This window comes from Vibrio mediterranei, assembly GCF_013364395.1.
Lineage (GTDB): Bacteria > Pseudomonadota > Gammaproteobacteria > Enterobacterales > Vibrionaceae > Vibrio > Vibrio mediterranei.
Genome location: NZ_JABXGK010000001.1, coordinates 1,756,601 through 1,779,214, shown reverse-complemented (window position 1 = coordinate 1,779,214; position 22,614 = coordinate 1,756,601). Strand labels below are relative to the sequence as shown.

The window sequence follows — 22,614 nt, the reverse complement described above, 5'->3', positions numbered from 1 at the left end:
CAAAGCAAATAAAAGCCCGCTATTGCGGGCTTAGGAAAGGCGTCTTTTGATCGATTAAGGAGTAGGGATTGGCGTGCGCCATTTTTTCCAGTTTTCTTCTGCAGAGGTGTTTAAATAAAACGACTGTCCAGCCTCTGCTTGAGGTTGAAGCTGTTTCCCTTCTGGAGTAGAGAACGTAATCCCTCCTCGAATCAGGCTATCAACAGTACCAGCCTTGATGTTAGCGCCCGAGAGGCCAATTTGCACATCTAAACCAGACACATTCCAAAACACGCTATTAGAACGGACTAAATAGGCATAGTGCGGATCAATTTGAATGGTGGAGATGACACGGTCAGCGAATGTGCCAAGCTCGACGTCAGTGACACGACCCACTTCAATGTCTCGATAGAGGATTGGTGTTCCAGGCTTAATTGAGCCACGAGTTTCACTTTGTAGCGTAAACTCAACGCCGTTTTCTACTTTAGGAAAATCGTTAAGGTCGAAAACCTTAGAGGCTTTTCCTTTACCCGGCTCTACGGCTATATATTGACTAACAATAGCGCCTAGGTTCTTCACACCGTTAAGACCGATTTGCGGTTTCACCATCCAATAATAGGTGCCTGATGTAGTTAATTGATTGACATACTCCGGCAGAATTCTTGCGATTACTTCAACACGCTCTTTATCGAAATCTGGAACGGTAAGCATCACTTCACCAACTTTTACCCCTTGGTATTTTAGCGGCATACCTTTACTGACTTGTTGGTCTGATGTCGTGGTATAGAGAGTAATAGACTGACCAAATTTACGAGCTGAGTTGAAGTCCTGATATAGTTTCCAGTTCTTGCCAGTTTTGTTGTCGATACCCGGCATGCTATCAAATGCGATACCGCCGTCGATAAGTGTTTTGAGTGGCGCAGCTTTAACACTGATCCCAGATAAAGAGGCTTCAACTTCAACACCAGAGCGGTTCCAAAATACCGTTTGCGGTGTAACGAGGTGCTTGTATTTGTTATCGATGCTCGTTTGAATATAGACTCCGCCATCGGTCAATGAGTAGTTTGATACGCTACCTACCTGCATATTTCGATATAGAACAGGACTACCTTCTTGGATTGGAGGAAGCTCATTAGCGAATAGTGTCAGGCGCATTGAACCAGTTTGGTCATGTTTTGCTAACTCAGCCAACGATTTGGTTTGGAACAAGGCAAATTCTGCGCGGTCTGTTTTCGCACCTTCACTGACAAAACTGATAGAGCCTGTTAGAAGTTGTTTTGCTGGTGGGACAGTAACGTTGAGTCCCGCTTTAGTTAACTCAGCGGTAGCACTGCCTGTTACGAAAAAGCGGTTTTGCGAGCGAATCAGATCTTTGTACTCAATATCAATGGAGATATCCATTGCCACTTGGTCGTCCACCAGTTCCACGCTATTTAGCGTACCGACAGGAATACCTCTATAAAGGACGCTGCTGCCAGGCTCAAGACCAAATGAGTTCTCAGAAAGTAGACGTATAGCGATAGATTTCGCTTGAACGCGGTCGAGTTCGTCTTGTTTAACTGCTACAAAGTCACGGGCTTGTTCGCCACTTCCAGGAACGAGCGTTAAAAAGTTTCCAGTAATCAGATTTGATAGGTTTTCAACCCCAGACAATGACACTTTGGCTTCTTCCAATAAGAACAATGTGCCCTGATTGAGCATATCACTGAAGGCTGGCTCGATAGATGCTGAAGCAATGATAGAGTCTCGTTCGCCGCTTAATGCCAAATTGTTGATACGGCCGATCTCAAGGCCGCGATACATAATCGGTGACCCATTGGCCTTCAGGTTGCTGTTATCGGGTAGGGCGATGCGAATTGGAATACCTCGACCAGCGGTTTTAAGATCTTTGTACAGTCTAAAATCTGTCCCAGCTTTTACCGGTTCACCACCGTCGGGAGAGTCTACGGCAATGGCGCCTGCGAGAATAGCACTCAAGCTTTCAAGACGAATGTCGACACCTTGAAAACCAACATTAGCTCCGATGCCACTCACATTCCAAAAGCGGCTCTTGTCAGTGATGATGTGACGAAACTCGTCTTGAATAGATGCTTTTATAATTACGGTTTCAGCATCATTATCAAGTTTGAAGCTATAGACTTCACCTATTGGAATTTTCTTGTAGACAATTTTTGAGCCTACTGAAATGCCCCCTAAGTCTCTTGCCTTTAAAGTAACAGTTAACCCGTCGTTGACGGCGAGTTCAGTTGGTACTGACTCAAGAGCCACATATTTGGATTTCGCGCTATCGGATTCGGTAGCAGGGAAAATCGATATGTAGTTACCGGATACCAGAGCATCTAATCCAGAAATGCCAGATAGCGACGCGGAAGGTTTTACCAACCAAAATTTCGTGTCTTCACCCAGTAATTTGGTTGCTTCAGGATATATATCAGCATCGACATAGATGTTACTCAGGTCTTCTGACAGATTGATGTCTCGCACCATACCCACCTCTAAACCTTGATAGCGAATAGTCGTTCTACCTGCGATTAATCCTTGAGCATCAGAGAAGTAGATTTGCACTCGTTGACCGGCATCATGAACGGCTTTTGCTAATAACCAACCCGCCAAGGCGATGGTCAAAACAGGCAAGATCCAGAGAGGAGATATGCGTCGATCTTTCTTAATCTCTGGGCTATAGGATGGTTGCTGTTGATTCTCGTTACTCATTAAAGCTACTACTCAACTTTGGTTTCAGGTTGCAAGGAAGGTTTCGAATTATATCTGTCCCACAGTAATCGTGGGTCCAATGTTTCGGCCGCAAACATGGTTAATACAACCACTATACCGAAGGCAACGGCACCAAACCCTGGGGTGAAGTTCAAAATCTGGCCACGGTCTACTAAGGTAAGCATGATTGAAATGACGAACAAATCAGTCATCGACCATTTGCCGATCCATTTAATCGCTCGGTAAATACTCATTTCGACTTTGTGATTTTTAACCTTGTCGAATTGAATGCAAAACATCAGATAGCTGAGGCCAATAATCTTAGCTACGGGTACTACGATACTCGCGACAAAGATAATAATGGCAATACCCAGCATGTCATTGTTAATAAGCGATGCGACCCCAGAAAAAATGGTATCTTCTAGGCGTTGTCCATTGGTAATTAAAATTGAAATAGGCACAAGGTTGGCTGGGAATATTGCAACGGTAGCGGCAATAAGCAGCGCCCATGTCTTCTGCATGGAGTTGGGCTTGCGATGGTGCAGTGGATTGTGGCAACGAACGCAAAATTCAGCTTCGGGTTGTGATAAATGGCATGTGTGGCAGTGGATTTCTTTCGCTTCTACTGGCAATGAGCTTTCTGCTTGCCAACTTTCCCAATAACGTCTTGTGCTTACTCGGTTCACTAGAACAATAGTAAGTACTTGTAGAATCACCAAGCTATATAGTGCATTACCAACGTAGATATCCGAATAATCTTGGAGCTTAAAGCATGAAATAGCGACACTGATCAGGAAGACATCTAACATTACCCAGTGCTTACTGTGTGAGAGAATGCTGAGCGATATTTTAAGCGTATTGAACCAACGATACTTCAGTGCGACATGAGCAGTTATCACTGTGGCACACATAGCGAGTGGGGCAATGGTGTGACAAAACAGGGTTAACAAAGCAAGCCCTGGGTAGCCTTCCTTAATGAGGGCATAAACCCCTTCCATTAAGGTGCCTTCAATCATCATTCCTACAAGTCGGATAGTTATAAAGTCGAAATAATGAGAAGGTATAAACAGAAGTAGGCAGGTTATTGCTAGCGCAAGGTTGCCACCAATTGAGTAACTTTCGCTGCGATAGAGTTGGGTACCGCAACGAGGGCAATCAGCACTGTAGCCTTTTTTTAGGTCGACGATGTCAACAGGCAATTCACAGCATTGGCATAAACGAACTTGGGTAGGTGTTCGCGCGTGAGAACAGGCACTCATCTTTCATGACCTATCAAAGATGAGTGTGTTGCTGTGGAGCTAACTTGCTGATTGCACTGAGCCATAAAGTGTCTGATACAGTCCTTCTGCTTCGACCAATTCGACGTGCGTTCCTGATTGAGTGACTTGTCCATCTTCCAGAACATAGATGAGATCGGCCTGTTTTACTGCTGAAAGTCGGTGAGCGACGATCAATGTGGTGCGGCCTTTCAAAAACTCAGTCAATGCGGTGTGTAAAGCCGCTTCGGTAGCAGTATCGAGTGCAGACGTCGCTTCATCAAGGATGACGAACTGCGGATCGCTTAATATCATTCTAGCAATAGCGAGTCGTTGACGTTGTCCTCCGGACAACCGAATACCATTGCGACCAATTTGTGTTTCTAGACCGTCGACTAACTTGTCAGTGACGTCTTGTAGCTGAGCAACTTTGAGCGCATTCCAAATGGAGAAGTCGTCATACTCTCTGCCAAGTGTCAGATTATGCCTCAAGCTGTCATTAAAAAGTATAGGTTGCTGTAAAACAACAGCAATTTTATCTCGAATTATGTCGAAACCTATGTCGTCAGTGTTAACACCATTGAAGCGAATGATGCCACTGCGTTGTTTATAAACGCCGATAAGTAACTGAATGAGCGTTGACTTGCCCCCACCACTTGCTCCCACCAGTGCGACCTTCTTACCCGCTGGGATATGCAAGTCCAGTTTATTGAGTACGTCTTTATCTTGATCATAAGAGAAAGAGACGTTTTCAATGGCAACATCTACCTCGCGATCAGCTTTGAATGGATTGACTTTACTAATGGCGCGCGGCTCTTCTTCCAATTCGAGTAAACTGTTGATTCTTATTAGTGCGGCTTTTGCGCTATACCAAGAGAACTGAATACCTAATAATTCCTGAACAGGGCCTAACATGAACCACAAATAGCCGAAGACCGCGAAGATTTGCCCTATGGTGAGATCGCTGAATAACACCATAACCATTGCGATGGCTCTGAAAAGCTCAAATCCAATTAAGAAAAGAAGAAACGACAATCTACCTGCGGCTTCAGACTGCCACGCGTATTTATCGGCGTTACTGCGAACTTCATCGGCTTGTTCTTTGAGCTGTTGTAAGAAATCTCGCTCTCGATTAGCAGCTCTAAGTTGATAAATACCATCAAGTGTTTCAACTAGGCGATTTTGAAACTTTTCGAACGCTTGGTTTTCTTGTTTTTTTAGATGCTTAACCATTCCGCCCAATTTTCGGGAGAAATAGACGACGATTGGGTTGACCAATAGGATAAACAGGCCTAGTCGCCACTCTAACCATAGCAAGACGATAGCGGTGCCTAAAACGGTTAGGAAACTAATAATAAATTTGCTTAACGTTGAGCCAATAAATTGGTCAATGGTTTCAATATCAGTAATTAAATGCGCATTAATGCCGCCACTACCGCGAGTCTCATATTGTTTGATGCTGATACGACCGAGCTTATCTATCATCTTGCATCGGATTTTATAGGTAATGGTTTTAGAAACCAGCGTAAACTGGCGACCTTGCAGAATATTTAGACCTTGGCTTACAGTACGCATAAGAACGACGAGTACTAAGGTAAGAGCGATGTAGCCGATAGGTGTCTGCCAACTATCTAACATGATCATATTCATATACTGCAAACCAGTGGAAGGTTGGTTAAGCAGAACTTCGTCGACCATCAGTGGCATCAATAGTGGGATAGGGACGCTAATGAGTGTAGCAATAAGAGCGATAATATTCGCCGCAATAAGCCGAGACTTATGATTTTTTACTTGAGTTATTAACCAGGAACGGCTAATAGTGTCTTTCGTACTTGTCATGCTTTTGAGAATAGTTCCTATTACGATTTTGAGGCATTGTACTGGTATTGTAAGATATTGAAAGTGTTATTGATGGACATATCATGAATCTAGAAAACTATGAACGCTTGGCGAAACAGGCTACAGCACTCATTGAATCCGAAACGGATTTTATTGCTAACCTATCTAATATTAGTGCACTTCTTTTTATGGAGTTAGATGATCTTAACTGGGCCGGCTTTTATTTAATGAAACAGGGCGAGTTAGTGTTAGGACCTTTCCAAGGAAAACCAGCGTGCGTCCGCATTCCAGTCGGCCGTGGTGTCTGTGGCACTGCGGCAGAAACCAACACCATACAACGTGTATACGATGTACACGCGTTTGAAGGTCACATTGCATGTGATGCTGCAAGCAATTCAGAGATTGTGATTCCATTTTCTATCGGTGGTGAAGTAGTCGGCGTCTTAGATATTGATAGCCCAACAATTGGTCGATTCAGTGAAATCGACGAAGAGGGACTAAAAAACTTTATGAATTCGGTAGAAAAGGTGCTCAATTCACATACAAACGCGGCTTAAAATGAAATTTGCCTGTGGTTTTTCTAGTGCAGGTCACTATAATACCAAGAATATTTTTCTTAATGCTTCGCGGATAACCGCATTAACCAGGAACCCACATGGAAAACACTGAGAAGTTGAAGAACAGCAAAGAAATTATCGCGTATATTGCTGAATGTTTCCCTAAATGCTTTACTGTAGAAGGTGAAGCAAAACCACTTAAAATTGGTATCTTTCAAGATCTTGCTGAACGTTTAAAAGATAACGAGAAAGTCAGCAAGACTCAGCTACGTGCAGCGTTAAGACAATACACTTCTTCTTGGCGTTATCTACACGGTGTAAAACCGGGTGCAGTGCGTGTTGACCTAGATGGCAATGAATGTGGTGAGCTAGAAGCTGAGCATGTTGAACACGCGCAAGCTACACTGGCTGAAAGTAAAGCTAAAGTTGCAGCTCGTCGTAAAGAACAAGCTCAGAAAGCTCGTGAAGAAGGCAAGGCAAAACCTAAAGCTAAAAAGCCTCAAGCACGTAAGCCACAAAACAATACTAAGAAACCAGCGAAAGTAAATACGCCAGTTGAAACGCGCGCTTTGAATGCAGATGAAATGATCATCGGTAAGCAAGTAAACGTAAACATGGGCAAAGGGAACATGGCTGCGACCATTGTTGAAATCAATAAGGAAGATGTGCGCGTTCAGCTAGTAAATGGCCTACAAATGGTTGTTAAAGCGGAGCACCTGCGCGCATAAAGGAGAAATTCCTACGCATGAAGTGCCGTTCAAAATTATCGATAGTTGCTGCTAGCCTTTGGCTAGCAGCTTCATCAGCTCACGCTTTGGAAGCGAAATTTGAAAAATCAGATATTCCTACCTTGGCTCCCGAAGTACAACATGAAACAGCCAGTAAACGCGTAACTTCTCGTTTTACTCGTTCTCACTACAAACACTTCACTCTAGACGACGAATTTTCAAAAGCGATTTTTGCACGTTATTTGGAAATGCTCGACTACAACCGAAATATCTTCACACAAGCCGACATAGACAAGTTCAACTCTTGGTCGACTCAGCTTGATGATCAACTCAAGGCTGGTAATAACCAAATTGCATTTGATGTGTATAACCTTTCGATGCAGAAACGTTATGACAGATTTGCATACGCGTTATCTCTGTTAGACAAAGAGATGAAATTCGATGTCGATGAAAGCATTACGTTAGATCGTTCAGAGGCCGCTTGGCCAAAGGATGAAGCGGAGCTTAATGAGCTTTGGCGTAAACGCGTTAAGTATGATGCGTTGAATCTGAAGTTGGCTGGCAAGAATTGGGATGAGATAAAAGAAACGCTTGGTAAACGTTACAACAACGCAATCAAACGCCTAACTCAATCACACAACGAAGATGCATTCCAAATTTATATGAATGCGTTTGCAAGAGAAGTTGATCCTCATACTAGTTATTTATCTCCTCGTTCTGCAGAACAGTTCCAGTCAGAGATGAATCTGTCTCTGGAAGGCATTGGTGCCGTTCTCCAACTCACTGATGACTATACTGTTATTCGTTCTCTAGTAGCAGGTGGTCCGGCATCTAAGAGTAAGCAATTAGGCGAAGGCGATAAGATCATCGGTGTTGGACAAGATGGTGAAGAGATCGTAGATGTAATCGGATGGCGACTTGATGATGTAGTACAGCTTATCAAAGGTCCAAAAGGCACCAAGGTTAAATTACAGATTTTACCTGATGGCAAAGACGCTAAGGCGACAGTTGTTGAAATCGTTCGTGACAAGATTCGTTTAGAAGACAGAGCCGTTAAGTCTGAAGTTATCGAGAAAGACGGGAAGAAAATTGGTGTTCTAGAAGTACCGAGTTTCTACGTTGGTTTATCCAAAGACACAGACAAACTAATTACCGAGCTGAAAGAAAAAGGTGTCGACGGCATCATTGTTGATTTACGCAACAATGGTGGTGGTGCCTTGACGGAAGCGACTGCAATGTCGGGGCTATTTATTGAAAGTGGCCCGGTTGTACAAGTACGAGACAGCTATGGTCGAGTCAATGTAAACAGTGATACTGACGGTAAAATCAGCTATCAAGGTCCATTGACTGTACTCGTTAATCGTTATAGCGCCTCTGCCTCAGAAATTTTCGCAGCTGCAATGCAAGACTATGGTCGTGCAATTGTATTAGGCGAAAACTCATTCGGTAAAGGTACAGTTCAGCAACACCGCTCACTAAACCATATCTATGATCTATTCGATAAAGAGTTAGGTTACGTACAATATACTATCCAGAAATTCTACAGAATTAATGGTGGTAGTACGCAGAACAAAGGCGTAGTGCCAGATATCGCCTTCCCAACGCCAATCGATCCTGCTGAAACTGGTGAGAGTGTTGAAGATAACGCACTACCATGGGATAGCATAGATAAAGCGAAATACAGTGAGTTACAACGTAACGATGAAATGATCGCATCGCTTACGACTAAGCATGAAGAACGCATTAAATCGGATATGGAATTTGGATTTATCGCAGAAGACATCGCTAAGTACAAAGCTGAAAAAGACGACAAAACGTTATCTTTGAATGAAGCTGCACGTAAAGCGGAAAGTGATAACAATGATGAGCTTAGATTAGAGCGCGTCAACTTGCGTCAAAAAGCGGCGGGAGAAGAGCCATACAAAACTTTGGATGACATCCCGAAAGATTATGAAGTTCCAGACGCTTACTTAGATGAAGCCGTGGCTATTATGGTCGACATGGTAAACGCCAAATCTTAACGTGTTCAAACTAAACAAAAGCGAGCCTAGTGCTCGCTTTTTTAATGCTTGTCCTCGCTTGCCTCAGATTTGATACTTAAAATTAAAAATCGTGATTTAGATCAAAAAATTTCGCAATCTCGTATTAATCCACCTAAGCTTATTATAACTGTGAGGGGGATACATATGAGATGGATTACACTACTTTTATGTGTTTTGTCGTTTGGGGTGCTGTCTGATACACGTAAAGATAACAATGACTTAACTCAGTTTGACCAACCGTTTCTGTTGGGAGATTGGTATTTAGTAAACCCGAGTCCAGAAGAAGGCCCGGACACCTTTTTAGCAATCAAGTTATCGCTGGGTTCCAACTACACTTTTTCGATAGACATTCAAAAACAAGATTACAGTATTGAACATTGGGAAGGGTTGTTTACCGCCAATGATGATACGATCATTCTCGGTCTAAACAGTGATGAACCACAGGTCTATAACTATAGTGGTAACCATAATATGCTTAATCTTAATGGAGTCGTCTTTACTAAAGCGTTGCCCAATGCACTCGCTGGTATCTGGTCTTCAGTTAGTGTGAGTGGTGATGACAAGCACGCTCAAGAAATTGCGAGAATGGATTTAATCCTTCAGCCAGATTTTGTGTTTACGTTTCGTGTAAGTTCAAGCGATGGGGATGAAGCGATTCATAGTGGCGTCTACTACACCGAAAATGATCACATCGTGTTGCTTTATAAAGACGGTGAACACGATGCAACTTATACATTAAATCAGGATGAACTGACTTTAGAGGTAGAAGACGGTGATATGTTTGCTGTACTCAACCGTATTCGCTAGCAACACTGGCAGTTACTCAAAAGCGTCAACTTAGTTTGACGCTTTTTTTGTATCCAATTCTGCACAGTAACAGTTCTAAGGTATATAATCGTCGAGGATTAAGCTAACTATGCTAACGATAATAATATAAGGACAAAGGATGACCGAGTCAGCACCTAAAGCCAAATACCGTAGCGACTATCAAACACCGTCGCATACTATCACAGATGTAAATCTTACTTTCGACCTTCATGAAACCCAAACTAAAGTGACCGCTGTTTCTCAAGTTAAGCAACTTGGTGAGGCAACAACCTTGGTACTTGATGGAGAAAATATCGAACTTATTCAAGTCAGAGTGAATGGAGAAGCTTGGAGTGATTTCATTACTAATGATTCCGGTTTGGAGATTTCTAATCTGCCAAAAGAATTCGAATTGGTGATTGAAAACCACATTTCTCCGTCAACGAATACTGCTCTTGAAGGTTTATATATTTCTGATGGTGCTTACTGCACTCAATGTGAAGCCGAAGGTTTCCGACGTATTACTTATTTTTTAGATCGACCAGACGTTCTTGCTAAATACACAACGAAAGTCATCGCAGACAAGACAGCTTTCCCATATCTCCTAAGTAATGGCAACAAAATCGAAGAAGGTGAATTAGAAAGTGGTAAACATTTTGTTACCTGGGAAGATCCACATCCAAAGCCTTCCTATCTCTTTGCTCTTGTCGCCGGTGATTTTGATGTATTGCGAGATATATTTAAAACACGTTCAGGCAGAGATGTCGCACTGGAAATATTTGTAGACAAAGGCAATCTCGATCGTGCTAATCATGCGATGGTTTCACTAATTAATTCGATGAAGTGGGATGAAGAACGGTTCGGTCTTGAGTATGACTTAGACATTTATATGATCGTTGCGGTCGATTTCTTCAATATGGGTGCAATGGAGAATAAAGGCCTCAATGTCTTTAACTCTAAGTTTGTTTTGGCTAACGACCAAACCGCTACAGATACTGACTACTTGGGAATCGAAGCTGTTATTGGTCATGAATATTTTCATAACTGGACAGGTAACCGAGTGACTTGTCGCGATTGGTTCCAGTTGAGTTTAAAAGAAGGTTTAACGGTATTCCGTGACCAAGAATTTTCTTCGGATTTAGGCTCTCGCTCTGTTAACCGCATTAATAATGTTCGTATTATTCGCGGCCCTCAGTTTGCTGAAGATGCTAGCCCAATGTCACATCCGATAAGACCTGACAAAGTCATTGAAATGAATAACTTCTACACTTTGACGGTTTACGAAAAGGGAAGTGAAGTTATTCGAATGATGCATACGTTGCTAGGTGAAGACAAATTCCAAGCAGGTATGAGATTGTACTTTGAAAGGCATGATGGTACTGCGGCTACGTGTGAAGATTTTGTTTCCGCAATGGAAGATGCATCGGGAATCGATCTGAAGCAATTCCGTCTTTGGTATAGTCAATCGGGTACGCCAACATTAACGGTTACCGATAGTTACGATGAATCTGCGAAGACTTATACGCTTAACGTTTCTCAACAAACTCAGCCAACTCAAGATCAAGCCGAAAAGCAAGCGTTACACATTCCGTTTGACGTAGAACTGTATGATGAAAAAGGAAATTCTCTAGAGTTACGTTGTAACGGAATTGAGTTAAATAACGTGTTAAATGTGACTCAGAGTGAACAAGAATTTGTCTTTGAGAACATATCTTCGAAACCTGTGCCTTCAATGCTTCGCGAGTTTTCAGCTCCGGTTCGTCTCGAATTCGATTACAGCGATGAGCAATTAGCCTTTTTAATGATCAATGCGAAAAACGATTTTGCTAAGTGGGATGCTGGGCAAATGTTGTTGGCAAAGTACATTAAGTCGAATGTTAATTCTGTTCAAAGTGGCATTAGTGTAGAACTACCGAGCTTGGTGATTGATGCATTTCGAGGCGTCCTACTGAACAAAGATTTAGAAGAGGCGTTCATTGCTGAAGCATTATCTTTGCCAAGCTTTAATGAAGTAGCCGGCTGGTATAAAACTGTAGATGTCGATGCAGTTTGCGACGTGTTGAAAGAGATTAAGTCACTGCTAGCAGATGCGTTACAAGATGAATTGTCTGCGTTATACCACACGTTAACTCAAGCCGATTATTCGATTGAGCATGACGCAATTGGTAAACGCTCGTTAAGAAACCTTTGTCTACAGTACTTGGTGAACGTTGATGAGTACCAATACTTGGCCGAGCAACAATATCGTGATGCCAACAATATGACGGACACTATCGCCGCAATGACTGCCGCAAATAGTGCTTCACTTTCGTGTCGTCAGCTATTGATGGATGATTATAGTGAGAAATGGAGTCATGATGGACTGGTTATGGATAAATGGTTTGCCTTACAAGGGGCCAATCCATCAATCAACGCTCTAGAGAATGTTAAACATTGTATGTCACACAAAGCGTTTAGTTTAAGCAATCCAAATCGTACTCGCAGTTTGATAGGTTCTTTCTTGAACATGAACCCACGTCGCTTCCATGATATCTCGGGTGAGGGCTATCAGTTTGCTGGTGAGATATTGACTCAGTTAAATGAATCAAATCCGCAAGTAGCGTCACGTTTAATTGATCCGTTGCTCAAGCTGAAGAAGTACGACGCAAAACGTCAGGAACTTATCAAAGTCGAATTGAATAAGTTACGCAGTTTGGACAACTTAGCTAAAGACTTATTTGAGAAAGTCACAAAAGCACTAGAGTCATAATCGATAAATAGCCAATACTGTATATATGAACAGTATTGGCTTTTTCTTAAATAAACCTAAGGAAAATTACTTAAATTGCGCAATATTTAAACAATATGAAACAGTACTGCTTTAATCTCAATATTTCGTATCAGAATTACCTTGCCCATTACACTGGTCATGCATCCAGTATTTTGGTGGTGACCGATGAGCGTTTAAAACTGCAGCTTCCCGCAAGTCGCTTTCGACCGTTTTTGACACAATTAGGCATTAAAGGTCGCTTTAGATTGATAACTGACCAGAACAATAAGTTTATACGGTTAGAATCACTGTAACCGCTCCAAATTATAGTGATATGAATAAGTGCATTAGTCACACTATCAAACATTTCCCTGAAACTTCTTCCATTTTTTATTAACTCTTTCTCAATAAAACTTTTACAATATAGAACAAGCCTACATCCCTCATAAAAACAAAAAGTGGAGCGTTTCTATGACCACGCGCGAACCAGTTGTTCCGGTTCTACTGGAGAAAGTATACAAGTTGATTGAATCCAAAGTTGAAGGGAGCAATCAGCCTTTAGTAACTAAACTCGCCAAACATATTTTTAGCAATGTTTCCCCCGATGATTTGCTACAAAGAAATGAATCAGATCTTTACGGTGCTGTTGTTAGTTTATGGCATCATCTCAATGAGAAAAAATACGATGAAGTGTCGGTTCGGGTATTCAACCCGGCGGTTAGTCGTCATGGGTGGCAATCAACTCACACTATTTTAGAAATCGCCGTTCCAGATTCTCCGTTCTTAGTTGACTCAGTCAAGATGGCTCTTAATCGAGTAGATTTGACTTGTCACATCATGCTTCATGGTCCGACTCAATTTGAACGCGATGAACAAGGGCAGATAACATCAGTTAATGAAGGGAAAGGGCACTTACAATCGATTTTCCATATCGAAATCGACCGTTTAAGTGACAAAGCTGAAATGTCAGCGCTTAAGGATGAGTTGGTTTCTATATTCGAAGACACTAGTTTGGTCGTTAACGAGTGGGAGGCGATGTCGGATAAGCTTAAGCAAATCACAAAAGATCTGGTTAAGAACAAAAAGAAACTTCCAATGGAAGCCGATCGTTTTGATGAAACCATCGCGTTTTTAGATTGGGTTGGTAACCACAATTTTACCTTTATGGGCTACAAAGAGTTTGATCTCATCAATGAAGAGGGTGACTCCATACTCAAACCTACCGAAGATAAAGGCTTAGGCCTGTTCGCCAGTGAAGAACGTGTCCGTTCGGTAAAAATTTCTGAGTTTTCCGACTCGGCACGCCTAGAAGCGAAAAAGCCTTTCCTACTTATTCTTACCAAAGGTAATAAAGCAAGTCGTATCCACAGACCCGCGTATACAGATTACATCGGAATCAAGAAATTCGATGCAAATGGAAAGGTTGTGGGAGAACATCGATTTACTGGCCTGTATACATCAGCCGTGTACAACCAAAGTGTATCCACCATTCCACTAATTCGCGAAAAAGTTGATCGTATCTTGGATGCTAGTGGATACCGAAATGGATCTTATTCATACAAAGCGCTTCGCAATATATTAGAAAACTATCCGCGCGATGAACTACTTCAAGCAAAAGAAGAAGAATTGCTTGAAATAGGTATGGGTGTGGTTCAAATGCAGGATCGTGACTTGATCCGCTTGTTTGTTCGTAAAGATCCGTTTGGTCGTTTCTTTAGCTGCATGGTGTATGTTAGCAAAGATCGTTATAACACTCAGCTTCGAAAAGATACACAACGGATCCTTCAAAACTACTTTGGCTGTGAGCAAGAGGTTGAGTTTACGACTTATTTCTCCGAAAGCCCTCTGGCTAGAACCCATTACATCGTAAGGGTTGATAACAATAATATGGATATGGATGTGAAGGCGATAGAAAGAAACCTAATGGAAGTATCAGCGTCTTGGGATGATCGTCTTTCGGAAGCTATTGTTGCTAATTTTGGTGAGAGCAAAGGGCTACCGTTATCGAAAGTGTATTCAAGAGCATTCCCTCGTTCATATAAAGAAGACATGATGCCGACCTCTGCTGTGGCGGATATTGAGCGACTTGAATCCCTTGATGAAGATAATAAGTTGGGCATGCTGTTCTACCGACCACAAGAAGCGGCGGCGGATTCCAAAGAAGTTAAACTGAAGCTATATCATCGTGATGAACCAATACACTTATCCGATGTAATGCCAATGCTCGAAAATCTTGGTCTGCGAGTGATCGGTGAATCACCGTATGAGATCGTTAAGTCAGACGGCGGAACATACTGGATCCTAGATTTTGCGATGCTACATAAGAGTGATGCGGTTGTCGATCTTCGAGAAGCTCGCGATCGATTCCAACAAGCATTCGCTGCAATTTGGTCTGGTGGTTTGGAAAGTGATGGTTTCAACCGTCTGGTACTAGGTTCCGGTTTAACTGGTCGTGAAGTGTCAATCTTAAGGGCGTATGCGCGTTATATGCGTCAAGTCGGTTTCCCATTCAGCCAGCATTATATTGAAGACACTCTGAATCATTACCCAGATCTAGCAAAAGACCTAGTTGAGTTATTTGCACAGCGCTTTATGCCTTCTCTAAAAGGAAGCAAGAAAGGGCAACAACGTGTTATTGATAAGATCCACAAACAGTTAGATAAAGTAGAAAGCTTGGATGATGACCGTATTATCCGTCGCTATGTCGAAATGATTTCGGCTACGCTGCGTACAAACTACTATCAGAAAGATAACAATGGTGTTAACAAGCCTTGGTTATCTTTAAAGCTTGAGCCAAAGAACATTCCAGAAATTCCAGCTCCAGTACCTGCGTTTGAAATTTTCGTTTATGCGCCGGACATTGAGGGTGTACACCTACGTGGTGGTAAAGTTGCTCGTGGAGGTTTGCGTTGGTCAGATCGCCAAGAAGATTTTCGTACTGAAATACTTGGGTTGGTGAAAGCGCAGCAAGTTAAGAACACGGTGATCGTACCTGTAGGGGCAAAAGGTGGTTTTGTTTGTAAACGTCAACCTCAACTATCATCACGTGATGAGATATTTGCTGAAGGTCAACGCTGCTATAAACAGTTCATCAGAGCGTTATTAGATGTATCCGACAACATTATCGAAGGTGAAATTATTCCACCGAAGAGTGTTGTTCGACATGATGAAGACGATCCGTATTTAGTAGTAGCTGCGGATAAGGGGACTGCGACGTTCTCTGACTTGGCCAACTCGGTATCAGATGAATATAACTTCTGGTTGGGTGATGCGTTTGCTTCCGGTGGTTCTAACGGATACGACCATAAAGCAATGGGCATTACCGCTAAGGGTGGTTGGGAGTCAGTTAAACGTCACTTCCGTGAAATGGGCATTGATTGTCAGAACGAAGACTTTACTGCTATTGGTGTTGGTGACATGGCAGGGGATGTATTTGGTAACGGTATGTTGTTATCGAAGCACATCAAACTTCAAGCTGCGTTTAACCACATGCATATCTTCATTGATCCAAACCCACAATCTTCAGCGAAAAGTTGGGAAGAGCGTAAACGATTATTTGATCTCCCACGCTCGAGTTGGGAAGACTATGATCCGAAATTGATCTCAAAGGGCGGTGGTGTTTTTGCTCGCAAGGCAAAATCGATCACGTTAACTCCTGAGATCCAAAAAATGCTTGGGACCAAGAAAGCATCCATGGCACCAAATGATCTTATCAAGATGATTCTCTCCATGGAAGTCGATCTACTTTGGAACGGCGGTATCGGTACCTACGTCAAGTCTAGCGCTGAAACGCATACTGATGTAGGTGATCGCGCTAATGACGTACTACGCATCAACGGCAACGAATTGAAAGCCAAGGTAGTTGGTGAGGGCGGTAACTTAGGTATGACTCAACTGGGGCGTATTGAGTACGCTTTAACTGGTGGTCGTGTTAATACTGACTTTGTTGACAATGTAGGTGGTGTAGATTGCTCCGATAACGAAGTTAATATTAAGATCTTCTTGAATGGTCTTGTGTCTAACGGTGATCTGACAGTCAAACAACGCAATGAAATCCTTGAGTCTATGGAAGATGAGGTTGGCGAAATTGTTCTAGATGATGCCTATTGCCAGTCAGAGTCTATCTCAGTAACAGAATTCCAAGGCGTATCGCTAGTCAAAGAACAGATTCGTTTCATACATACGCTAGAAAAAGCAGGTCATTTGGATCGTGGTTTGGAATATATTCCATCTGATGAAGAGCTGATTGAGCGCGAGAAACAAGGCATTGGAATGACAAGACCTGAGCTCTCAGTGCTGGTGGCTTACGGTAAGATGGTATTGAAAGAAGAACTGGTGACTGATGAGATCGCGACCGATGCGTATCATCAGCAGCAACTGACACAATACTTCCCATCTGAGTTACGCCGTAATTACATAGAAAGTATGTCAACGCATCCTCTGAAGGCTGAAATCATCTCTACAATGCTTGCAAATCAGATGGTTAACGAAATGGGATGTAATTTCGTGACTCGTCTACAAGAAGAGACGGGTGCCACAGTAGTTGATATTGCCAACGCATACGCAGCATCTAGAGAAATCTATGGTTTTGCATATACTTTCGAGCAAATACGTAAACTTGATAATATTGCCAGTTCAGAAGCGCAATATGAGCTGCTGTTTATTGTACGCCGCACATTACGCAGACTTGCTCGTTGGATCTTGAGAAATCGACCTGGCAAACAGTCGGTTGAGCAACTCGTTGCTCGCTACCGTGATGACGTTATGAAAGTAGAGGAAACACTTGAAACTTGCCTTGTAGCTGAAGAAGTAGCGGAACATCGTCTACAAGCTGAAAACTGGGTGGAGCAAGGAGTAGGAAAAGAGCTGGCCAATTATGTAGCTCGTTTATCTAGCTTACTATCCGCTGTTGATATTTCGGAAATCGCTGCAGAAGCTAACTTTAGTGTTGAGCAAGCCTCTAAACTCTATTTCCATCTCGGTGATCGTCTATCATTGCATTGGTTCTTAAACCAAATAAACAGTCAAGGCGTTGACAATAATTGGCAAGCTCTTGCTAGGGCAGCATTCCGCGAAGATCTAGACTGGCAGCAACGTTTGTTGACAGCGCAAGTCCTTAAATGTGGCTGTGGTGGCGATAACGAAGACGTTATCCTGTCACTTAATAATTGGATGGAAACTAATGCGAGTAGTTTGCTTCGTTGGGAAAATATACTCAACGAGTTCAAAGTAGGTAATGTTCATGAGTTTGCTAAGTTCTCTGTAGCACTCCGAGAATTGAGCTTGTTAAATTTAAATTGTGCAAACACACAATAAATAGATACTGCTAACCGGTTTTATTAAGTGATAAGCGCCTTTTATAGGCGCTTTTTTATTGTCGAGAGAATAATGAGTGACAATGTCACATAATTTGTGTCTTTATTCGCCTAATCGTTTGCGTTTTCGCGAGAAAACTAAAAACTTCATTGCATGTTCAAACAAATAAGTAAATAATACCACCCCGTTTACACGGGTTTTCTATCGGAGGCACAATGCTTTACCGTCTTGCCAGAACTGGCTTTTTCCAACTTGATGCCGAAAAGGCTCATGATCTCGCTATTCAGAACTTCAAACGTTTTACTGGCACTCCTCTTGATCTAGCATATCGTCAACAACTTCCTAATCGTCCTGTTGAATGTATGGGGCTGACTTTTAAGAACCCTGTAGGTCTTGCTGCAGGTCTTGATAAGAATGGCGAATGCATCGAAGCGTTTGGTGCTATGGGCTTTGGTTTTGTGGAAGTAGGGACTGTGACACCTCGTCCTCAACCAGGTAACGACAAACCTCGTCTTTTCCGTTTAGTTGAAGCTGAAGGGATTATTAATCGAATGGGTTTCAATAACCTAGGTGTCGATAACCTTATAGAGAACGTAAAGAAAGCAAAATTTGACGGTATTCTAGGTATTAATATCGGCAAGAACAAAGACACTCCGATCGAAAAGGGTGCTGAAGACTACATTATCTGCATGGAAAAGGTATACGAGCACGCTGGTTATATTGCCGTAAATATTTCCTCTCCAAATACTCCGGGACTGCGCAGCCTTCAATATGGTGAAGCACTTGATGAGCTGTTAGAAGAACTGAAAACGAAACAAGCGGAACTTGCTGAAAAACATAATAAATATGTACCTTTGGCATTGAAGATCGCTCCGGATCTTAGTGACGACGAGATTGGCCAAATCTGTGAATCGTTGATCAAAAATAAAATTGATGGCGTGATCGCAACGAATACTACGTTGGATCGTTCTATCGTAGAAGGAATGAAGCATGCGAATGAAGCTGGTGGCTTAAGTGGTCGTCCAGTTCAATCACGTAGTACCGAAGTAGTGCGTCTACTTGCTGAGAATTTGCAAGGTAAGCTGCCAATTATCGGTGTTGGCGGCATTGATTCCTATGTTTCTGCGAAAGAGAAGTTGATGGCAGGTGCAACACTCGTCCAAGTTTACTCCGGATTCATTTACCATGGTCCAAAACTTGTTAAAGACATCGTTAAAAACCTGTAATTACTGAAAAGTTACTGGGTCTAACATAAGAGAAGGGGAAAATTGTTTTCCCCTTTTTTTTTGCGTAATCGTTTGTAGAATTATATTCAACTGACAAAAAAGGTAATTAAGCGTTTTACCTAACAGTCTGATTATTCTTTAAATATAAGAGACGGAACGATGCTTAAACCCAGCGATACATGGATCTGGTATATGGATGAGGACAAAGGTTCTCTCATGCTGGATTTGGGAGATGAGATGGTTTTTAAAACCAATCTTTCCCGAAAGCTCCTTGTCGACTGCGCGATGGGTCAGAACAACTTTACTGTAGATGACGCATCCGCGTTCCAAACCTTTAAAGACCAAATAAGCATATTGGGGCTATCTGAGCCTCGACAGGCTGAACTCACACTCTATTGTGTTGCAGCCAAGCGCTTCCATAAGCCCGTTCAGCCAAAGAGTTGGTTCTTTGACCATCAAAATGGCAGCTATCAACCCCAAGAAGGCGATTTAGTCCGATTAGTTAATCAACATTCGGAAGGTTTCTTTATTGTCCTAGAAGTCGGTGAGAGTGCTAGCTTATGTGCCTTAGTAGATTTAGAGTCATTCAGTTTGACGCCAAGTAAAGGTGTTCAATTTGGCCAGAGCATTAAAGTCATGCATGACAGAATGGCTTGTGCACATCAATTTATGAGAATTAACCAGCCCATTGCTCTTGTCGGTTAAGAGCTTAGTAGGGTAATTCGAGCGCAAAATGCGCCAAATAGAAAAAGCAGTGGCAGCTTTTAGTAGTACACAACGATTCCAAAAACGTTCCTCGTAGAAATTTATCGGCCTTCATGGCCGATTTTTTTTGCCTCAATCCTAGAGGATACACCTCGTATTTCCCACCATCTTCCTATCTTGTTTTTAAGAAACCTATACCTTTGAGTCCTATCTGGTGATATTTCGCATATTTTTTTATCTAAATAGTGACTCTTTTTCTGCTTAAAACAGGGTGTTTTACCGCTATAAATTCCTCCTTTAGCTAAAAATGTAATAAAATTACGCATCAAAATACTCATTGGTATAGACCAAAACCAATGTAAATAAGTATTCACTTCGTCCCTTGGTCAATAAATACGACTGGTATATCATTAACGGCTAATGTAATGATGGTGACGGTGTTTATGAGTTTCATTCGGTTAAAGCTTGTTCGAACAAACGAATAACTAAGGGATTCGAGTAGGTTTGTTTAGTGAGAAGGCCGTTTGTCAGGTATAATCAACACCATTTTTCACAGTCAGATGAACACTATGAACCAATATCTTGCCGTTACTTCTAATGGACTCGAAAACCTACTGGCTCAAGAGCTTGAGCAATTGGGTTTAACTTCAGTAAAACCTGTACAAGCGGGAGTGAAGTTTAAAGCGTCAAATGAGCAGATTTATCGAGCTTGTTTATGGAGCAGATATGCTTCTCGCTTTGTTAAAGTGCTTTCGGAGTTTACTTGCCAAGATGATATGGACTTATATCTGGCTGCGTCTTCCATTAACTGGATTAATCACTTCCATAGCTCAAAGAAATTTATCGTAGACTTTAACGGTACCAACCGTGAGATTCGCAATAGCCAGTATGGCGCGATGAAAGTCAAAGACGCCGTAGTAGATTGCTTCAATAAGAAGAATTTGCCTCGCCCAAATATCAGTAAAGACCGCGCGGATGTGCGTGTTCATGTGCGCCTACATAGAGATAAAGCGCTTATTGGCTTAGATATGGTTGGCTCAGGTTTACACCAACGTGGCTATAGAACAGAAGCAGGCCGAGCGCCTTTAAGAGAAACATTGGCCGCTGCCATTGTTGCTCGTAGCGGCTGGAAAGAAGGGCAAAACATGCTCGATCCTATGTGCGGTTCTGGTACGCTGCTGATAGAAGCGGCCATGCTTGCTGCAAATATGGCTCCTGGTGTTAAGCGTCAAACATGGTGTTTTGAAGCACTTGAAGATTTTGAACCGGAGGTATGGGCAGAGGTTAAATCAGAAGCTAATGTCCAAGCTCGACGCGGTGTCAAAAAGACTGACAGCAGATTTTGGGGATTCGATAACGACCCTAAAGTGTTGAGAACCGCTAAAGAAAATGCCAAACGTGCAGGCGTTGAAGAGTTGATTAACTTTGAGCTTGGCGATGCGAGCCAAGTGACTAAACCTGCCGAGTTCGGAGAAGGTGTTGTGGTGTGTAACCCTCCATACGGCGAGCGCTTGGGCACGGAACCAGGGCTTATCGCACTTTATACCGAATTTGGCAACCAACTAAAAACTCAATTTGGCGGTTGCCAAGCCTCTATCTTCTCTAGTTCAGACGATTTGTTAAGTTGCTTACGTATGCGAGCAGAAAAACAATTTAAACTGAACAATGGTGCGTTACAGTGTCACCAAAAAAACTATTCAATTTCTCAACGCTCCGAAGACGAGTTAGTCGGCAATAAGGACGCACAAGTTGTAGCTCCGGACTTTTCTAACCGTCTCAAGAAGAACATTGGAAAGATTGGAAAGTGGGCCCAAAAGGAAGGCTTAGATTGCTATCGCATATATGATGCTGATCTACCTGACTACAATGTTGCTGTTGACGTTTATCAAGACTATCTGGTTATTCAAGAATACGCAGCTCCCAAAAGCATTCCTGAAGAGACAGCAAAGCGTCGATTAACGGATGTTATTCGTGCCAGTATCAAGGTAACCGGTGTTGGTACCAACAACGTGGTTCTTAAAGTACGTGAAAAGAAAAAAGGCTCATCGCAGTACAACAAACTGGCGGCTAAGTCATCAAAGCTTCACGTAAATGAATACGGGGCTCAGCTAATCGTTAATCTTTACGACTACTTAGACACTGGCCTGTTCCTTGACCATAAAATCACTCGCCGTAAGCTTGGTGAAATGGCGAGCAACAAAGATTTTTTAAACCTATTTGCTTATACAGGATCTGCAACTGTTCACGCAGCATTGGGTAGCGCGAAATCAACGACAACAGTTGATATGTCAAATACCTACTTAGAGTGGGCGAAAGAGAACATGAAACTCAATGGCCAAGTTGGCCGTCAGCATCAATATATTCAAGCAGACTGCTTACAATGGTTAGAAAAAGCCAACGGTAGTTACGACCTTATCTTTATTGATCCACCGACTTTCTCGAACTCTAAGCGAATGGAACAATCATTTGATGTTCAGCGTGACCACGTAACGCTAATGACGAACTTGAAACGACTACTGCGCGAAGAAGGTACGATAGTATTTTCGAACAACAAACGACACTTCAAGATGGACTTGAAAGCGCTGGAAGAACTTGGCCTTAAAGCCGAGAACATTTCAGATAAAACTCTGCCACTTGATTTTACTCGTAACAAACATATTCATAACTGTTGGGTTATTACTCACCAAAAGTAAAGGAT

Annotated in this window: 13 protein-coding genes; 10 read left to right on the top strand and 3 right to left on the bottom strand. The window is 42.4% G+C overall.

From position 1 onward, the window contains the following. Window positions 1–54: 54 nt before the first annotated feature. Genes HOP38_RS08315 through HOP38_RS08305 form a run of 3 tightly spaced genes read right to left on the bottom strand, consistent with a single transcriptional unit; the run spans window position 55 to window position 5,786 of the window. Window positions 55–2,691 carry a PqiB family protein gene (locus tag HOP38_RS08315; RefSeq protein WP_198557843.1) on the bottom strand — a complete coding sequence of 879 codons (2,637 nt, stop codon included), beginning with the start codon at window positions 2,689–2,691 and terminating at the stop codon, window positions 55–57. 8 nt (window positions 2,692–2,699) lie between these two features. Next, complete coding sequence (locus tag HOP38_RS08310; RefSeq protein ID WP_198557842.1) at window positions 2,700–3,950, bottom strand: paraquat-inducible protein A; 1,251 nt, start codon at window positions 3,948–3,950, stop codon at window positions 2,700–2,702. Window positions 3,951–3,989: 39 nt separating this feature from the next. Next, window positions 3,990–5,786, bottom strand: a complete 1,797-nt coding sequence (locus HOP38_RS08305; protein ID WP_198557841.1) for an ABC transporter ATP-binding protein — start codon at window positions 5,784–5,786, stop codon at window positions 3,990–3,992. A gap of 83 nt (window positions 5,787–5,869) precedes the next feature. On the opposite strand from HOP38_RS08305, the gene HOP38_RS08300 reads away from it, so the two are divergent. The 10 genes from HOP38_RS08300 to rlmKL all read left to right on the top strand — a co-directional run bounded on the left by HOP38_RS08300 (window position 5,870) and on the right by rlmKL (window position 22,609). Next, on the top strand, window positions 5,870–6,343 hold the full coding sequence (locus HOP38_RS08300) for a GAF domain-containing protein (protein ID WP_006074540.1): 474 nt from the start codon (window positions 5,870–5,872) through the stop codon (window positions 6,341–6,343). Window positions 6,344–6,441: 98 nt separating this feature from the next. After that, complete coding sequence (gene proQ, locus HOP38_RS08295; protein WP_198557840.1) at window positions 6,442–7,071, top strand: RNA chaperone ProQ; 630 nt, start codon at window positions 6,442–6,444, stop codon at window positions 7,069–7,071. Window positions 7,072–7,088: 17 nt separating this feature from the next. Further along, a complete protein-coding gene (prc, locus tag HOP38_RS08290; protein WP_006074538.1) occupies window positions 7,089–9,092 on the top strand; it encodes a carboxy terminal-processing peptidase in 2,004 nt (667 codons plus the stop codon). Window positions 9,093–9,257: 165 nt separating this feature from the next. Continuing rightward, a complete protein-coding gene (locus HOP38_RS08285) occupies window positions 9,258–9,920 on the top strand; it encodes a hypothetical protein (protein WP_006074536.1) in 663 nt (220 codons plus the stop codon). Between the two features lie 139 nt (window positions 9,921–10,059). Further along, window positions 10,060–12,669 (top strand): aminopeptidase N, encoded by a 2,610-nt coding sequence (gene pepN / locus HOP38_RS08280; RefSeq protein ID WP_198557839.1) that lies wholly within the window; start codon window positions 10,060–10,062, stop codon window positions 12,667–12,669. A 95-nt stretch (window positions 12,670–12,764) separates the two neighbouring features. Beyond that, a complete protein-coding gene (locus HOP38_RS08275; RefSeq protein WP_006074533.1) occupies window positions 12,765–12,983 on the top strand; it encodes a DUF2835 domain-containing protein in 219 nt (72 codons plus the stop codon). 157 nt (window positions 12,984–13,140) lie between these two features. Continuing rightward, the gene (locus tag HOP38_RS08270; RefSeq protein ID WP_038230488.1) at window positions 13,141–17,985 is read left to right on the top strand and encodes an NAD-glutamate dehydrogenase; all 4,845 of its coding nucleotides are present in this window, start codon (window positions 13,141–13,143) and stop codon (window positions 17,983–17,985) included. 215 nt (window positions 17,986–18,200) lie between these two features. Further along, the gene (gene pyrD / locus HOP38_RS08265) at window positions 18,201–19,211 is read left to right on the top strand and encodes a quinone-dependent dihydroorotate dehydrogenase (RefSeq protein WP_124939728.1); all 1,011 of its coding nucleotides are present in this window, start codon (window positions 18,201–18,203) and stop codon (window positions 19,209–19,211) included. A gap of 159 nt (window positions 19,212–19,370) precedes the next feature. Further along, entirely contained in the window at window positions 19,371–19,916 is a 546-nt protein-coding gene (locus HOP38_RS08260; RefSeq protein WP_198557838.1) for a cell division protein ZapC, read from the top strand. Window positions 19,917–20,485: 569 nt separating this feature from the next. Next, complete coding sequence (gene rlmKL, locus HOP38_RS08255; RefSeq protein ID WP_198557837.1) at window positions 20,486–22,609, top strand: bifunctional 23S rRNA (guanine(2069)-N(7))-methyltransferase RlmK/23S rRNA (guanine(2445)-N(2))-methyltransferase RlmL; 2,124 nt, start codon at window positions 20,486–20,488, stop codon at window positions 22,607–22,609. Window positions 22,610–22,614 lie beyond the last annotated feature (5 nt).

What these genes read in the sequence shown, in the direction of transcription:
- HOP38_RS08275 (WP_006074533.1), top strand. Translation starts at nt 12,765, where the DNA reads ATGAAACAGTACTGCTTTAATCTCAATATTTCGTATCAGAATTACCTT.
- HOP38_RS08285 (WP_006074536.1), top strand. Translation starts at nt 9,258, where the DNA reads ATGAGATGGATTACACTACTTTTATGTGTTTTGTCGTTTGGGGTGCTG.
- HOP38_RS08270 (WP_038230488.1), top strand. Translation starts at nt 13,141, where the DNA reads ATGACCACGCGCGAACCAGTTGTTCCGGTTCTACTGGAGAAAGTATAC.
- prc (WP_006074538.1), top strand. Translation starts at nt 7,089, where the DNA reads ATGAAGTGCCGTTCAAAATTATCGATAGTTGCTGCTAGCCTTTGGCTA.
- pyrD (WP_124939728.1), top strand. Translation starts at nt 18,201, where the DNA reads ATGCTTTACCGTCTTGCCAGAACTGGCTTTTTCCAACTTGATGCCGAA.
- HOP38_RS08310 (WP_198557842.1), bottom strand. Translation starts at nt 3,950, where the DNA reads ATGAGTGCCTGTTCTCACGCGCGAACACCTACCCAAGTTCGTTTATGC.
- proQ (WP_198557840.1), top strand. Translation starts at nt 6,442, where the DNA reads ATGGAAAACACTGAGAAGTTGAAGAACAGCAAAGAAATTATCGCGTAT.
- pepN (WP_198557839.1), top strand. Translation starts at nt 10,060, where the DNA reads ATGACCGAGTCAGCACCTAAAGCCAAATACCGTAGCGACTATCAAACA.
- HOP38_RS08315 (WP_198557843.1), bottom strand. Translation starts at nt 2,691, where the DNA reads ATGAGTAACGAGAATCAACAGCAACCATCCTATAGCCCAGAGATTAAG.
- HOP38_RS08260 (WP_198557838.1), top strand. Translation starts at nt 19,371, where the DNA reads ATGCTTAAACCCAGCGATACATGGATCTGGTATATGGATGAGGACAAA.
- rlmKL (WP_198557837.1), top strand. Translation starts at nt 20,486, where the DNA reads ATGAACCAATATCTTGCCGTTACTTCTAATGGACTCGAAAACCTACTG.
- HOP38_RS08305 (WP_198557841.1), bottom strand. Translation starts at nt 5,786, where the DNA reads ATGACAAGTACGAAAGACACTATTAGCCGTTCCTGGTTAATAACTCAA.
- HOP38_RS08300 (WP_006074540.1), top strand. Translation starts at nt 5,870, where the DNA reads ATGAATCTAGAAAACTATGAACGCTTGGCGAAACAGGCTACAGCACTC.